The organism is Erythrobacter sp., from assembly GCF_036351135.1.
In the GTDB taxonomy this organism is placed as follows: Bacteria; Pseudomonadota; Alphaproteobacteria; order Sphingomonadales; family Sphingomonadaceae; genus Erythrobacter.
The window spans coordinates 58,270-71,669 of the sequence record NZ_JAZBON010000030.1; the positions used below are offsets into that span (position 1 = coordinate 58,270).

Here is a 13,400-nt window from a genome sequence, read left to right on the forward strand (position 1 = left end):
GCCATGATCGCAGAGGGCTGTTCGCCGGCTGTCGTGGTGACCCTGACCCAGGATCTTTCCAAACGACATTCGGATTTCGTCGATCTCGAGCCGTTGGCGAAAGAAAACGGCATCCCGGTCGTCCGCGTTCGCAACATCAACGATCCCGCATCGATCGAGGCCGTTCGCGCCGAAGCTCCCGACACCCTCTTCATCGTCGGCTGGTCCCAGATTTGCGGCGCCGACTTCATGCAGCTCGCCCCCGATCGGGCGATCGGATATCATCCCACCGCCCTTCCGCGCATGCGCGGCCGCGCCGCCCTCCCTTGGACGATCCTGAACGACGAGAAGATCACCGGCGGCAGTCTGTTCTGGATGGATGACGGCATCGATACCGGAGACATTCTGGAGCAGCGATTCTTCCACATCGCCCCGCGCGAGACCGCGCGCACACTTTACGACAAGCATATGGCCGCGCTCGACGCGATGATACGTGCTAGCCTCGTCTCGCTGGCGAGCGACGCTCCACCGCGGCGCAAGCAGGACGAGGCTTGCGCTACCTACGCTGCCCGACGTCGCCCCGAAGACGGGCGGATCGACTGGGCGGCGTCGGTCGAGACGATAGATCGTCTGATCAGGGCGGTCTCGCGTCCCTATCCCGGCGCATTCACCACGCATTCGGGAAAACGGCTGGTGATCTGGAACGCTGAATACAGCGCGGATCACCCGTATCATGCAGCGGCGGGACAAGTCGTGAAGGTGGATGGCCGCAGTTTCGACGTGGTGGCCTCGAACGGTTTGCTTCACGTCACCGAATGGGAAAGCGACGAGATCGCTACAATCCGAAATCATACGGTTCTGGGACGATGACGACCGATTCACTCGAACATCTCGGCAAGACGCTCGTCATTGCGCCTCACCCGGACGACGAAGTATTGGGTTGCGGGGGAACCATGGCGCGTCTGGCAGACTGCGGTCAGGAGGTTCACGTCGGCGTTGTGACCAAGGGGTACGAACCGGCCTTCTCAAGCGACTCGGTCGAGCGTGTGCGGGCCGAACTGGCCGAGGCGCACAAAATTCTCGGCGTCGCGCAGTGTCATTTTCTCGATCTTCCTGCCGCCGCGCTCGACACTTTGGCCGGAGCCGAACTCAATGCCGCGATCGGCGAACTGGTGCAGCAAATCGCCCCCGATACGCTCTTCCTGCCCTTCCTTGGCGACATTCACCGGGACCACCAATTGATCTTCACCGCGGGCCTCGTCGCCGCCCGGCCGCGTGGTTCCGAAACCCCTCGACGGATCTATACCTATGAGACCTTGTCGGAAACGAACTGGGCTGCGCCAGGGGTGACCGAAGCCTTCATTCCCAACGTTTATTTCGATATCGGCCAGACTATCGAACGCAAGTTGAAGGCTTTTGCACGCTTCGAAAGCCAAGTGAAACCTTTCCCCGATGAAAGATCGCTGAGGACGATCGAGGCGTTGGCAACGGTTAGGGGATCGACTGTTTTTCTCCCTTGCGCCGAAGCGTTCATGCTACTGCGTGAGATATGCTAGAACGCCGGTTTTGAGCGCCTTCAAACCTTTGCAAGTCGACATGTCTCACTTTAAGACTCGACTAACCAATCGCCTTGCTGTTAGACTGTAGATATAAATATAAAATCCGAAAGCGCTCGAACCGGACGGGGATACATGAACGATCCGGTGAAAAGGGGGGCGTGACTTGGGTCGTAAGCGAACCACTCAAGGGGAATGGTGCAATGGAAAAGTGTTCGCCTACATCTGTCACTGTAGTGAGCGATAACTCGCTCGCTAGAGAAGGCTTAAGACGTATTCTCGAGGGGGACGAGTTCACCGTCGTGAATCTATATACATCGGGGCGAGATCTCGCTGACGCCGCAGATCGTCAGTGTCGCCCTGAAATCGTGATCCTGGATATCGCCGATGTCGAGGACACGGGTGACGAGATACAGGCATGTCAGAGCGCGATGCCCGATGCTAAGATCGTCATCCTCAGCAACGACTTCAATTTCGATCTGATGTTCGAAGCGTTCAAGGCCGGTGTCGACGCCTATATCGTCAAGCGGGTCGATTGCGCGGCGCTGATCGGCTCGTTGAAGCTCGTGCATCTGGGCGAGAAGGTCATGCCGAGCGAGCTCGTCAGCGGCTTTCCGGCGCGCTGGACTGGGAGGGTTTTGCCCTCAATGCCCGAACGCGACGCGATATCGCTGCTGTCGGACCGCGAGATCGAGACCCTACGCTACCTCATCCTGGGGTCGCCGAACAAAGTAATCGCCGGGCATCTCGATATCAGCGAGGCAACGGTAAAGGTCCATGTGAAAGCGATCCTGCGCAAACTCGGCGCGCAAAACCGCACGCAGGCGGCAATTTGGGCCGTCAACAACGGGATTGAGCTCAACCAGGTGGAACTGGTCGCAGCCAACGAGTTGGACAGTGGCCGGTCGGACAGCTGGCCGAGAAATATCTCGGTCAACTAGGCCTGCACTCGCGACACGAGGGCAGCAACCGCTCTTCTTTAGCGTCACGGTCGGTCTGCCAAACGCACCGATTCCCCCCCGTGGCGTTTTAGATTTGCGGGTCGCGTATAGATATTGCCTCGCACCCGGGTCCGGTCGATAGTCGGAGTCGGCGCGGCGTCGTGCTTGGTGCGAAGACCACAGGAGTGAACGGGGAAGCGCGGCGTAATGTCAAAGCCGAAACTTCAGTTGCTAGATTGCAACGAACCGGCAGAAGCCCCGCCATCTCGCATCACTGGATACAATGGTGTTCGAGCTTCAGTCGGTTCGCCTCACCAGCGCTTTGATCACGCCTTCGGGCGACCTCACGAAACCCACCAGTTGATTTCCGGTCGCTCCGCGATTTCGTTCCAGTTCGAGTGCCCAAGCGGTAAGATGCTCGATCGATGGATCGCGACCGATATCGATTTCTTCGATCTTTGAACGGTGCGCTTGTATCGGAGGACTGCGCTGGGATCGCAAAAGGGCAGCGCTCACGCCGGCCTTCGGAATAGGTTCCAAAAATTTGCCCCCATAGAAACCCGCATCGCTCCAGACGATACGCGTGGATATCTGCCCGACATATGGCAGTTCTACAATGACTATTTCATCCAGATCGAACCTGTCGGGCGTCTCAAGCCTCAATCCCGTTTCGGAGAGGTCGTGGATGCGCGCCTGGTTTTTGTTCGGACTTTGAAAAACGGATGTCGAGAACCGGACTACGCACCGTGTCGAACCGCGTTCGGTTCTTCTCAACTCCGCCAGAAATGGCCGGATCCGTTCTGCCATTGAATGACACTGCTCCTGCCCGCCTGATCCAACCCCTGAACCTTCGATTAACCAGATACGGCTTCACTCGTAAAGAAATCTCATCGGTTTTCCAACACATCTCACCACCAGCCCGAAGGTTCCGTGTAAATTTCCGACTTCAGCGGTTTTCCGTATATGACCGATCGAATGGCAGCGCTTCCGGATACGCCGTATAGCCGGCTGGCGTTCCGGCCAACTTCGTAAGGGCTAGCCGAGCGCTTTTGCGTTCGTCGGCTTTTCTATACACACGTTCCTTATGCACCTTTTTGAAATCCTGGTTGTGCTGCACGTCGTCGCCGGCACGACCGGGCTGATCGCATTCTGGTTGCCGATCGCGGCGAAGAAAGGCGGCGGCTCGCATCGCCGTTGGGGGCGGATCGCGTGTTACGGCTTCATCGGCGCAGGGGTTCTCGCGGTGGCGATGGCGCTGCTGTCGCTGTTCGGGCCGGAGGAACGCCTTCCTTCCGTGACCGACCGGGCGCTATTCGACGGATTGTTCGGTTGGATGATGCTCTATCTCGGCCTTCTCACCATCGGGTTCGCGGATTACGGGCTCGCGGTGGTCAAACATGCGCGCCAGCCCGCCGCCTTGCGCCGCGCCAGGTATCAGGGGGTGATCGCGGCGGTCATAGCCTCCGCGTTGGTTTGCGGGCTTTACGGCCTCTCGATCGGCGTGCCGCTGATGATGGCGGTGGCTGTGCTGGGGCTCGCGGCGATGGCGCTGCAGCAACTGTTCATTTGGCGCGCCATCCCACCTTCCCCGCGCGCCTATATCGGCGAGCATTTCCGCGCGCTGATCGGGATGGGTATCTCGGCCTACACCGCCTTCATGGCGGTGGGCCTTATCCGCTGGGTGCCCGAGGAAGTGTTCAATCCGCTGGTCTGGGCGTTGCCGAGCACGATCGGGGTCGTCCTCATCATCCATTTCACGCGCGCCGCGAAACGCGCAGACGCCCCCCGCACACGCCCCGCTATCCGAGCCCGCTCCTAGCTCCACATCCGCAAAAGATTGCTCATCGCCTTGTCCAGCAGCAGCAATTCGGGCGTGTCCGGGGCGAATCGCCCGCGCAGCCCGGCGCGCAGGTTCTGCAGATCGAACAGCATTTCGCGCCGATGCGCGTCGCGGATAAGACTTTCGATCCAGCCGACCGCGACCAGCCGCGTGCCCGAAGTGACCGCGCGCACTTCGTGAATGCTGGTCGAAGGGTAGAGCAACATCGTGCCCGCCGCGCCTTTGATCGCCTTGGTCAGGCCGGCGTTCTGGACGACCAGCTCGCCGCCCTCGTAATCCGCGGGTTCATTGAGGAACAAGGTGAAGGAAAGATCGGTGCGCAGCCGCTCCTGACCCTCACCCATGAAGGCATTATCGGTATGTGCGCCGTAATGTCCGCCCTTCTGCATGCGGCTGATGAGCGGACCGGACACGCGGCGCGGACGGGCCGCAGCCTGAACGACCGGATGTTCTCGGATCTCATCAAGAATCGTCTGGCGAACCTGCCGCCCGTCCGCACCGCTCAGTTTTGCCTGTTCGTTGTGCTTGACCCGGCCCGCGGCCGAACCGGCAGTGGCCTTGCCGTCCTGCCATTCGAGGCGGGCGATCGCGTCGCGCAGCGCGCCGAGGCGCTCCGGTTCTTCGATAAGGACGATGTGGAGGATCATCCGCCTCTTGCGATTCCTTTGCAAAACGGTGCGCCCGAACTATGCACGGCGCCGACGTGACGGGTAAAGCGGGAGTACAGGAATTGAAAGTCGAACTGACGACCTGGAGGCGGCTCGGCGTCGCGAGCGCGCTCGCCGGCCTCGGTATTGCAGGGTGCAGCGAGGAGACGCCCGATACCGTCACGCAGGCGGCGCAGGCCGGCGAAGCAGGCGAGGCTGGCGAAGCGGGAGAAAGCGGCGAGGGCGGGATCGATGTGACCGCCGCCGGCCGCGATCCGGTCGCTTACGCAAGTGCGCTCGCATTGGCCGGGGCGCATGTGCTGGCCGCGCGCGATGCCTACCGCATCGGCGAAAGGGAAGCGGCCGCCGAAATGTTTGCTCATCCGGTCTCCGAAGTGCTGCTGGAGATGGAGCCTGTCTTCGCCGAACGCGGGGTCGCGGATATGAAGCCGCTTTTTAACGCGGCCTCGCGCGCGGCTTTGGACGGCGCCGAGGTGGCGGCGATCGACGCACAGGCCGAGGAGATACTCGTCGCTCTGAGCAGCGCGCGGGACAAGGGCCCAGGCAGCGCGTCCTCGCGTGCGGTCGTCGCCGGACAGGTCATCGCGGATCAGATCGAGCGCGCGGGCGGCATGTATCGCCAAGCGCGGGAGGAGCCGCTCTATGCGCCCTATCTCGATGGCTACGGCTTCTACCGCGCGGCGGCGGAGGAATTCGCGCGTTCGTCCGATGAAATCGCCGCGCAAAACAAGATGCTGCATTCCCGGATCGAGGCGGCGCTGGCGCTGCTCGCGAAGGCCTATCCCGGAGCCGCTCGGCCGGACCGTCTGACGGTCGATGCGGGCGAGCTTTCGGGCGCCTCGGCGGCAGTCATGCTGGCCGCGACCTGATATTTCCGTCGCGCGCATAAAGAAGGGGCGAACGTCCTGATGGACACCCGCCCCTTATTCACAATCGTATCTTGGATCAGCCGTTTACCGGCACCGGCGTCGCATCGACCCCGCCGCCGCTGACCAGCGGCGCGTACGGCGATCCGGCGTCCGCCACGTCCTTTGCCGGTTTGGTCTTGCCATCGGTTTCGCCGACAGGGGTTTCAGCGGGCAGCTTGTCGAGGCTCTTGCCGTCGATGCTCGTTCCGCCAACCTGGACTTCGCTTTCCTCGACGCGCTTCTTGTCGAGATGCTTCTTGTAGAAATAACCGCCCGCACCCACCGCGAGAATGACCGGCAGGCTCATGCGTCGCAATGCGAAGGGAATGGCGCTGCCTAGGATAGCGCCTGCTGTACCGCCGGCGATAGGGATCTGCTTGGTGACTTGCGAGCCGACGAGGGCTCCGACGAGGTTCCGTAACATGGTGTTTCTCCTTACCCCTACTCAATGAGCGGCCCCGCATGCCGGTTCCGAAAGGATCGGCGCGAACGATGTGAGAAGGGCAAAACCTGCTTCCAATGAACCGGGCCAGCGGGCATAGGCTCGTCGCCATGCATGACATTCGCATGATCCGCGACGATCCGGGCGGTTTCGACAGGCTTCTGGCGCGGCGCGGCGCGGAGCCGGTGGCACCGGCGATCCTCGCGCTCGACGAGGAGCGGCGCGCGCTGACGACGCGGCTCCAGGAGGCACAGAGCCGCCGCAACGAAGCCTCCAAAGCCATCGGCGCGGCCATGCGCGATGGCGACACCGAAAAAGCCGAAGCGCTCAAGGCCGAGGTCGCGCAGATCAAGGGCGACATGCCCGCGCTGGAATCGGACGAAAAGGCGCTGGCCGAACAGTTGCAGGACGCGCTCGCCCGCATCCCGAACCTCCCCGCTGACGACGTCCCGGAGGGCGAAGACGAGAGCGACAATGTCGAACAGAAAGTTCAGGCGGCAAAGCCCAGCTTCGACTTCGAGCCGAAGGAACACGCCGACATCGCGCCCGCGCTCGGCATGGATTTTGAGACCGGCGCCAAGCTTTCGGGTGCGCGTTTCACCTTTCTGCGCGGACCCATGGCACGGCTCCACCGCGCGCTCGGCCAGTTCATGATCGACCGGCAGGTGTCCGAGCACGGCTACACCGAATGCGCCCCGCCCGTGCTGGTACGCGACGAGGCCATGTATGGGACGGACAAACTGCCGAAGTTTGCGGAAGACAGTTTTCAGACCACCGATGGCCGCTGGCTCATCCCTACCGCCGAGGTCTCCCTTACCGCCAGCATCATGGGAGAAATCCTCGAGGACGCCGCGCTCCCTATGCGCCTTACCGCGCTTACGCCCTGCTTCCGCTCCGAAGCGGGGGCGGCGGGCAAGGATACGCGCGGCTTCATTCGTCAGCACCAATTCGAAAAATGCGAGCTCGTTTCGATCGTCCGGCCCGAGGAGAGCGAGGCCGAGCATGAGCGCATGACGCGCGCGGCGGAGGAGGTGCTCGAAGCACTCGGCCTGCCCTATCGCCGCATGCTGCTGTGCACCGGCGACATGGGCTTCGGCGCGCGCAAGACCTACGATCTGGAAGTCTGGTTGCCCGGACAGGGTGCCTATCGCGAGATCAGCTCCTGCTCGAACACCGGCGATTTTCAGGCGCGGCGGATGAATGCGCGCTATCGGCCTGAAGGCTCCAAGAAGACCGAATTCATCCACACCTTAAACGGCTCCGGCCTCGCGGTTGGACGCACGCTTGTCGCCGTGATCGAGAATTACCAGCAGGCGGACGGCAGCGTGGTGGTGCCCGAGGCGCTCGCCTCCTACATGGGCGGCGTGACGAAATTGGAGCCTGGAAAGTGATCGCTATTGCTAATCCGCTCACCCTGAGGAGCGCGAAGCCGGAGGCTGAGTGCCTCTCGAAGGGCGGCCCGCGCCAGCGTGCTTCGAGACGAGCCTCGGCTTTCAACCTCCGCTCTCCTCAGCATGAGCGGGGTTCTTTTTGAGATGCGCATTCTCGTCACCAACGACGATGGCTATCACGCCCCCGGTCTCACCGTGCTCGAAGAAATCGCCGCGCAGTTCTCCGACGACATCTGGGTTTGCGCGCCTTCCGAAGAACAATCGGGTGCAGGCCATTCGCTGACGCTCAACCAGCCGGTGCGTCTGCAGAAATTCGGCGACCGGCGCTTTGCCGTCACCGGCACGCCGACCGACAGCGTCATGATGGGTCTTCGAGAAGTGCTCGATAGCCCACCCGATCTCATCCTGTCGGGAGTCAATCGCGGCGCCAATCTAGGTGATGACATCACCTATTCCGGGACCGTTTCCGCCGCCATCGAAGGGGCGCTCGCCGGCATTCGCTCGATCGCGCTGAGCCAGGTCTACAATGGCGAAACCCGAGACACCGACGCCGAATTCGTCAACGCGCGCGAATGGGGCCCGAAGGTGATCCAGCCGCTGCTAGACGCGCCTTTTGCCGATCGCACCCTTGTCAACGTGAACTTTCCGCCAGGGCCCGCCAAGGGCATCCGCGTCGTTCGCCAGGGTTTTCACGACTATTTGCGCGGGAGCATCGTCGAAGGCAGGGATCCGCGCGGACATCGCTATTTCTGGTTCGGCCTGCATGCGATCGAGCACACGCTCGACCACGGCACCGATTTGGAAGCGATCGACGACGGCCATGTCGCGGTGACCCCATTGCAGCTCGACCTCACCCATTATTCGAGCATCGACACGCTCGGCCGCCGCTTCGAGGAATGATGCGGCTCTGACGATGGCACGGCGCGAACCACAGAACACGATCTCCAAGCAGCGCGGGCGCCACCCGGTGCAAAAGCGGCTGAAGCCGCTACGCCGCGCGCTGGGACTGCCGGTCTGGGCCGATGTCGCGATGCGGCTCGGGGCGGCGTTCTTCCTATTGTTCGTGGTCATCATGATCCACTGGTGGGATCGCGAAGGCCTGGTCGACGTGGTCGACGGGGATATCAGCTTCCTCGACGTGGTCTATTTCACCATGATCTCGGTCACCACCACCGGGTTCGGCGACATTCATCCGGTCTCGGACGGAGCGCGGCTCAAGGAAGCGATTATCGTCACGCCGATCCGCTTCGCCGTCTTCTTCATCTTCGTGGGCACCGCCTACAATTTCATCATCAAGCGCAGCTGGGAGAAATGGCGCATGGCCCGCATCCAGGAACAGCTTTCGGACCACGTCGTCGTCCTGGGCTACGGCGTCTCGGGTTCGCAGAGCGTCGAGGAACTGATCGAGCGCGGCACGACGGCTGAGTGTATCGTCGTGGTCGATCCCAGCGAGGAGCGACTGCGCGAGGCGGAAAAGCTGGGGGTCAACGTCATGGCCGCCGACGCGACGCGCGACGAGACGTTGAAGGCGGTGCGCATTCAGGAGGCGAAGAACGTGCTGGTCTCGGCCGGGCGTGACGACACCTCGATCCTGATCGTGCTGACCGTCCGCCATCTCGCACCCAGAGTGCCGATCAGCGTGGTGGTGCGCGCCGACGACAACGAATTGCTCGCTCGCCAAGCGGGCGCCAACAACGTCATCAACCCGGTGCGCTTTACCGGCCTTTTGCTCGCCGGCAGCGCCAATGGTCCTCATATCGCCGACTACCTCGCCGACCTAGCCTCGGTCTCGGGGCGGGTCCAGCTGGTCGAGCGGGTGGTGACGCAGGACGAATGCGGCTGCGCGATAACCGAGCTCAGCACCGGGGGAAGAGGTCTGCGCGTCTATCGCAACGGGCGCGCGATCGGATTCTGGGAAGATGAATGCCAGAACCTTCAGCCCGGCGACGTCATCGTCGAGATCGTGCCTTCGGACCAGGGCGTCGAGCGCGGCGACGGGCACAACGGGGGAGCGACCCCGCCGCCCGTGCCGCAAGCCGGCTAGAGAAACAGCAGAAAAACCCCGCCCATCGCTGCCATCCCTGCAACAAAATGGCCGGCATCGATCGCGAACAGCAGGCCGCTCTTGCGCTGATAGAGATAATTGATCCCGATCGCCGGGATCATGATCCCGACAGCAAAGCCCAACGCCATCATCATCACCACATGCGGCGCCGCACCGGTGCGCGCGATGAGATGCCACAACACCATCGCGATAAGCATCTCGAAGGCGAAAGTGAGGCCGAAGATCAGTGCCATGTTGCCGCTTTGAACTTGCTCGTCCGAAAGACCCGCAGCGCGCTGCCACGCCTTGCCGAACAATACGCCGTACCAGATGGCGCCGACAATGAAGAAGGCGGCGGTTCCGGCCAACACAGGCCATAAGGCGAAATCGTTCATTGGCGTCTCCCCGGTTATCCGAAGCGATCTAGCGCATTCGTGGAGGAAGGTGTAGGGCGCCGCCCGTCATGAATAGCCCCACTACGTCGCTCCCCAACGCCAAGCGCGTCGGCATGGTTTCGCTCGGCTGCCCCAAGGCGCTGGTGGATTCCGAGCGCATTCTCACGCGCCTGCGCGCCGATGGCTATGCGATGAGCCCCGATTACGCCGGGGCCGACGTGGTGCTGGTCAACACCTGCGGCTTCCTCGACAGCGCGAAGGAGGAGAGCCTGGCCGCGATCGGCGAGGCGATTGCCGAGAACGGGCGCGTTATCGTCACCGGCTGTATGGGCGAGGAGGCCGAAGCGATCCGCGCCGCGCATCCGCAAGTGCTCGCCGTCACCGGAGCGCACCAATACGAGCAAGTGGTCGAAGCGGTGCACGAGCATGCCCCGCCCTCGCAGGGGCCCTTCGTAGACCTCATCCCTCAGCCCGACATCAAGCTGACCCCGCGTCATTACAGTTACCTCAAGATTTCCGAAGGCTGCAACCATTCCTGCGCCTTTTGCATCATCCCGCAATTACGTGGAAAACTGGCGAGCCGCCGGATCGACGCGGTGCTTCGCGAGGCGGAGAAGCTGGTCGCGGCGGGGACGCGCGAATTGCTGGTGATCAGCCAGGACACCTCGGCCTATGGTGTCGACACGAGGCACGAAACGCGCAGCTGGAAGGGCCGCGAGGTGCGCGCCCATATGACCGACCTTGCGCGCGAGCTCGGCCAGCTACGCACGCCTGAGGGCCGCGCGCCCTGGGTGCGGCTGCATTACGTCTATCCCTATCCCCATGTCGACAAGGTCATTCCGCTGATGGCCGAGGGGCTGCTGACGCCCTATCTCGACATCCCGTTTCAGCATGCGGCGCCCGGCGTGCTAAAGGCCATGCGGCGTCCGGCGAACGAGGCGAAGGTGCTCGCCCGGCTTAAGGCTTGGCGCGAAATCTGTCCCGAAATTGCCATCCGTTCTTCCTTCGTCGTCGGCTTCCCCGGAGAGACCGAGGCGGACTTCGCCTATCTGCTGGATTGGCTCGAGGAAGCGCAGCTCGACCGGGTGGGCGCGTTCCGCTTCGAACCGGTCGAAGGCGCGGCGGCGAACGATCTGCCCGACCCGGTCCCCGAAGCGCTCAAGGAGGAACGCTACGCTCGCCTCATGGAAGTGACCGAGCGGATCAGCGCCGCCAAGCTCGCCGCCAAGGTCGGGCGCACGCTGCCGGTCATCATCGACGAGGTCGGGGAAGCGGATGAGGACGGCGATATCGGCGCGACGGGTCGCAGCGAGGCCGATGCGCCTGAGATCGACGGCGCGGTCTACTTGCGCAACGTGCCCGAAACGCTGGCGCCCGGCGCAATCGTCGATGTGCGGATCGAGGATGCCGACGCGCACGATCTGTTCGGCGTAATGGCCTGAAGCGCCGGTCAGGCGTCGAAAGTGGCGCGCACCGCCTCGAACACGGCGCGCGGCTGATCTTCGATCAGAAAGCTGCCCGCGTCGGGTATCAGGATGGGCTCGGCCAGCCCGAAGCGCTCAGCGGAAAGACGCGCGAATTCGGTCGGCGTGTTGGCGTCTTCGCTGCCGAGCAGGATCATCATGCGCTCGCTCAGCCCCTCCAGCAGATGCCCCCATTGCGCCGACCAGGTCAGCATGGTGTCGCCCGGCCCCATGCGTCCGCGCGGCAGCACGTAATTGGCGGCCCGGCGGAAATTGCGCACGACGTCAGGGCGCTGCACCGTCGCCAGTTCGCGCGGGCAATTGTCGTAATAATCCTCGACGAAGCGATGGAATTCGCCGGTCCCCATGCTCGCCAGCATCGCGCGCATATAGACACGCGCGAAGCCCGGCGCGATCCGGCAGATGCGGAAATGGGTGCGCTGGCGGGTCTGCAGGAAACGATAATCTTCGCTTTCGACGATCGGTAGGAAAGGGCCGGCGGCAATTGTGCGGTTCAGGCGATCGGGGTGGGCCTGCGCGAAGGCGGCGAGGAACGGTGTTCCGGCCTGCGTGCCGAGCGCGGTGCAGCGTTCGATTTCCAAGTGGTCGAGCAGTTCGGCCAGCCGCCCGGCGAACTCTTCGGGCGAACCCGGTCCCTGTTTGACGCCGCTGGTCCCGCCGTAAAACGGGCGCCACGGCCCGATAATCCGCAAGCCTGCTTCGACCGCTTCGCGTTCGACCTTCGGGGTCAGCAACGGCCCTTCGAGCGCATGAAAGAACAGCACCGGCAACCCCTCGGGATCGCCCTGCTCCTCCCAGGCGATGGTCAGCCCGTCGGGGTTGCAATAAAGGTTCGCGCAGACATGCTCGATCGGGTCCTTCTCGGTCACCGGATCGAGCGAACTGATGAAGCCGGCATAAAGCAGCAGCAGCTGTTCCTTGGAATTGATCTGCAGCTTCTTCTGCAACGCTTTCAGCTGGTTGCGCGCAGTGCCGACGCTGCGTCCGCGCATCTCGGCAAATTCGCGCGTCGAGCCGCCGGTGACCATATGCCGGAAGAGCGCGGTTTCGGTTTCGGTCAGTTCGAAAGCGGCGCGAAAGGCATCGGCGTTGCGTTCGTCCCAGCGCAGCCGCACGGCCTGAAGCGCGATGATATGAACCCCGCCGATCGGCACGCGGTAAGCGGAAAACCAGCGCCCGGCATCGTCGTCCGGATCGGTGAAGAGACGCAGGAACAGCCGCTCATCCCCTTCCGCCGCGCGGCGCAGGCGAGCCATGTCGCTATCGCGCAGGACGGGATCAAATAGCCATTCGGGCGCATAGGCGTCGCGCTCCAGCCCATCGAACACCCGCGTATTCACCATCAGCACGCGGAAGGAGGGATCGAGCGCGAGATCGCATTCCAGGTCGTTTTCGAGATGCGACAGCATCGAGCCGTAATCGGCCTCGGCCAGCGGATAGACCTTGTCGAAGATCGCTTCGGCATTGGCGAAATGCATGTCGGCGAGGCTGCCGATACCGCCGAGCTTCTCGTCGGCGTCGATCATCTCGCCGAGCAATGCTACGAAGCTTTCGGGTTCGGCGATCGCGGCATAGGCCTTCGCGACCACCGCCTGCAATTCGGGCGCGTCAAGATCGGCCGCGCCGCTGCGTTCGGGACGTCTGCCTGCCGTCATTCTCGTTCCTCCCGCCGCGAGCTAACCCGCGGCCGCTCCGCCGCCCTCACGCACGCGTCGCGCATATACGCCATCGCCGGCACGCACAATCGCCTGG

Annotated in this window: 14 protein-coding genes; 9 read left to right on the forward strand and 5 right to left on the reverse strand. The window is 62.9% G+C overall.

Annotated features, from left to right (window positions below):
- The first annotated feature begins 3 nt into the window (after positions 1-3).
- The 3 genes from V2I30_RS12140 (at position 4) to V2I30_RS12150 (ending at position 2,476) form a co-directional block, all read left to right on the forward strand.
- Positions 4-849, forward strand: coding sequence for a methionyl-tRNA formyltransferase (locus V2I30_RS12140; protein WP_330662438.1), 846 nt, complete (start codon positions 4-6; stop codon positions 847-849).
- Positions 846-1,535 (forward strand): PIG-L deacetylase family protein, encoded by a 690-nt coding sequence (locus V2I30_RS12145; RefSeq protein ID WP_330662439.1) that lies wholly within the window; start codon positions 846-848, stop codon positions 1,533-1,535. Before V2I30_RS12140 ends, V2I30_RS12145 begins: the two co-directional genes overlap by 4 nt.
- A 203-nt stretch (positions 1,536-1,738) precedes the next feature.
- Positions 1,739-2,476 (forward strand): response regulator transcription factor, encoded by a 738-nt coding sequence (locus V2I30_RS12150; RefSeq protein ID WP_330662440.1) that lies wholly within the window; start codon positions 1,739-1,741, stop codon positions 2,474-2,476.
- Positions 2,477-2,773: 297 nt separating this feature from the next.
- Here the strand turns inward: V2I30_RS12150 and V2I30_RS12155 are convergent, their stop codons facing one another.
- Positions 2,774-3,283: a PilZ domain-containing protein gene (locus V2I30_RS12155; protein ID WP_330662441.1), complete on the reverse strand. Its 510-nt coding sequence runs from the start codon at positions 3,281-3,283 to the stop codon at positions 2,774-2,776.
- 277 nt (positions 3,284-3,560) lie between these two features.
- Between V2I30_RS12155 and V2I30_RS12160 the strand changes: the two genes are divergently transcribed.
- On the forward strand, positions 3,561-4,295 hold the full coding sequence (locus V2I30_RS12160) for a hypothetical protein (RefSeq protein WP_330662442.1): 735 nt from the start codon (positions 3,561-3,563) through the stop codon (positions 4,293-4,295).
- Here V2I30_RS12160 and V2I30_RS12165 read toward each other — a convergent pair.
- Entirely contained in the window at positions 4,292-4,963 is a 672-nt protein-coding gene (locus V2I30_RS12165) for a Fe2+-dependent dioxygenase (protein ID WP_330662443.1), read from the reverse strand. The genes V2I30_RS12160 and V2I30_RS12165 overlap by 4 nt on opposite strands.
- Before the next feature lie 41 nt (positions 4,964-5,004).
- Here V2I30_RS12165 and V2I30_RS12170 point away from each other — a divergent pair, with 41 nt between their 5' ends.
- A complete protein-coding gene (locus V2I30_RS12170; RefSeq protein ID WP_330662444.1) occupies positions 5,005-5,853 on the forward strand; it encodes a hypothetical protein in 849 nt (282 codons plus the stop codon).
- A gap of 76 nt (positions 5,854-5,929) precedes the next feature.
- Here V2I30_RS12170 and V2I30_RS12175 read toward each other — a convergent pair whose 3' ends face one another.
- Positions 5,930-6,316, reverse strand: a complete 387-nt coding sequence (locus tag V2I30_RS12175; RefSeq protein WP_330662445.1) for a hypothetical protein — start codon at positions 6,314-6,316, stop codon at positions 5,930-5,932.
- 128 nt (positions 6,317-6,444) lie between these two features.
- Between V2I30_RS12175 and serS the strand changes: the two genes are divergently transcribed.
- The 3 genes from serS to V2I30_RS12190 all read left to right on the forward strand — a co-directional run bounded on the left by serS (position 6,445) and on the right by V2I30_RS12190 (position 9,769).
- Positions 6,445-7,725, forward strand: a complete 1,281-nt coding sequence (gene serS / locus V2I30_RS12180) for a serine--tRNA ligase (RefSeq protein WP_330662489.1) — start codon at positions 6,445-6,447, stop codon at positions 7,723-7,725.
- 144 nt (positions 7,726-7,869) lie between these two features.
- The gene (gene surE / locus V2I30_RS12185) at positions 7,870-8,625 is read left to right on the forward strand and encodes a 5'/3'-nucleotidase SurE (RefSeq protein ID WP_330662446.1); all 756 of its coding nucleotides are present in this window, start codon (positions 7,870-7,872) and stop codon (positions 8,623-8,625) included.
- A gap of 13 nt (positions 8,626-8,638) precedes the next feature.
- Positions 8,639-9,769 (forward strand): potassium channel family protein, encoded by a 1,131-nt coding sequence (locus tag V2I30_RS12190; RefSeq protein WP_330662447.1) that lies wholly within the window; start codon positions 8,639-8,641, stop codon positions 9,767-9,769.
- Here the strand turns inward: V2I30_RS12190 and V2I30_RS12195 are convergent.
- On the reverse strand, positions 9,766-10,164 hold the full coding sequence (locus V2I30_RS12195) for a DUF1761 domain-containing protein (RefSeq protein ID WP_330662448.1): 399 nt from the start codon (positions 10,162-10,164) through the stop codon (positions 9,766-9,768). The two genes, V2I30_RS12190 and V2I30_RS12195, sit on opposite strands and share 4 nt — an antisense overlap.
- Before the next feature lie 68 nt (positions 10,165-10,232).
- On the opposite strand from V2I30_RS12195, the gene rimO reads away from it, so the two are divergent.
- A complete protein-coding gene (gene rimO / locus V2I30_RS12200; protein ID WP_330662449.1) occupies positions 10,233-11,606 on the forward strand; it encodes a 30S ribosomal protein S12 methylthiotransferase RimO in 1,374 nt (457 codons plus the stop codon).
- An 8-nt stretch (positions 11,607-11,614) separates the two neighbouring features.
- On the opposite strand, the gene V2I30_RS12205 is transcribed toward rimO, so the two are convergent.
- Entirely contained in the window at positions 11,615-13,303 is a 1,689-nt protein-coding gene (locus V2I30_RS12205) for an alpha/beta hydrolase (RefSeq protein WP_330662450.1), read from the reverse strand.
- Positions 13,304-13,400: the final 97 nt, after the last annotated feature.

Coding starts and splice junctions, on each gene's coding strand:
- V2I30_RS12140 (WP_330662438.1), top strand. CDS start 4: ATGATCGCAGAGGGCTGTTCGCCGGCTGTCGTGGTGACCCTGACCCAG.
- V2I30_RS12145 (WP_330662439.1), top strand. CDS start 846: ATGACGACCGATTCACTCGAACATCTCGGCAAGACGCTCGTCATTGCG.
- V2I30_RS12150 (WP_330662440.1), top strand. CDS start 1,739: ATGGAAAAGTGTTCGCCTACATCTGTCACTGTAGTGAGCGATAACTCG.
- V2I30_RS12155 (WP_330662441.1), bottom strand. CDS start 3,283: ATGGCAGAACGGATCCGGCCATTTCTGGCGGAGTTGAGAAGAACCGAA.
- V2I30_RS12160 (WP_330662442.1), top strand. CDS start 3,561: ATGCACCTTTTTGAAATCCTGGTTGTGCTGCACGTCGTCGCCGGCACG.
- V2I30_RS12165 (WP_330662443.1), bottom strand. CDS start 4,963: ATGATCCTCCACATCGTCCTTATCGAAGAACCGGAGCGCCTCGGCGCG.
- V2I30_RS12170 (WP_330662444.1), top strand. CDS start 5,005: ATGCACGGCGCCGACGTGACGGGTAAAGCGGGAGTACAGGAATTGAAA.
- V2I30_RS12175 (WP_330662445.1), bottom strand. CDS start 6,316: ATGTTACGGAACCTCGTCGGAGCCCTCGTCGGCTCGCAAGTCACCAAG.
- serS (WP_330662489.1), top strand. CDS start 6,445: ATGCATGACATTCGCATGATCCGCGACGATCCGGGCGGTTTCGACAGG.
- surE (WP_330662446.1), top strand. CDS start 7,870: ATGCGCATTCTCGTCACCAACGACGATGGCTATCACGCCCCCGGTCTC.
- V2I30_RS12190 (WP_330662447.1), top strand. CDS start 8,639: ATGGCACGGCGCGAACCACAGAACACGATCTCCAAGCAGCGCGGGCGC.
- V2I30_RS12195 (WP_330662448.1), bottom strand. CDS start 10,164: ATGAACGATTTCGCCTTATGGCCTGTGTTGGCCGGAACCGCCGCCTTC.
- rimO (WP_330662449.1), top strand. CDS start 10,233: ATGAATAGCCCCACTACGTCGCTCCCCAACGCCAAGCGCGTCGGCATG.
- V2I30_RS12205 (WP_330662450.1), bottom strand. CDS start 13,303: ATGACGGCAGGCAGACGTCCCGAACGCAGCGGCGCGGCCGATCTTGAC.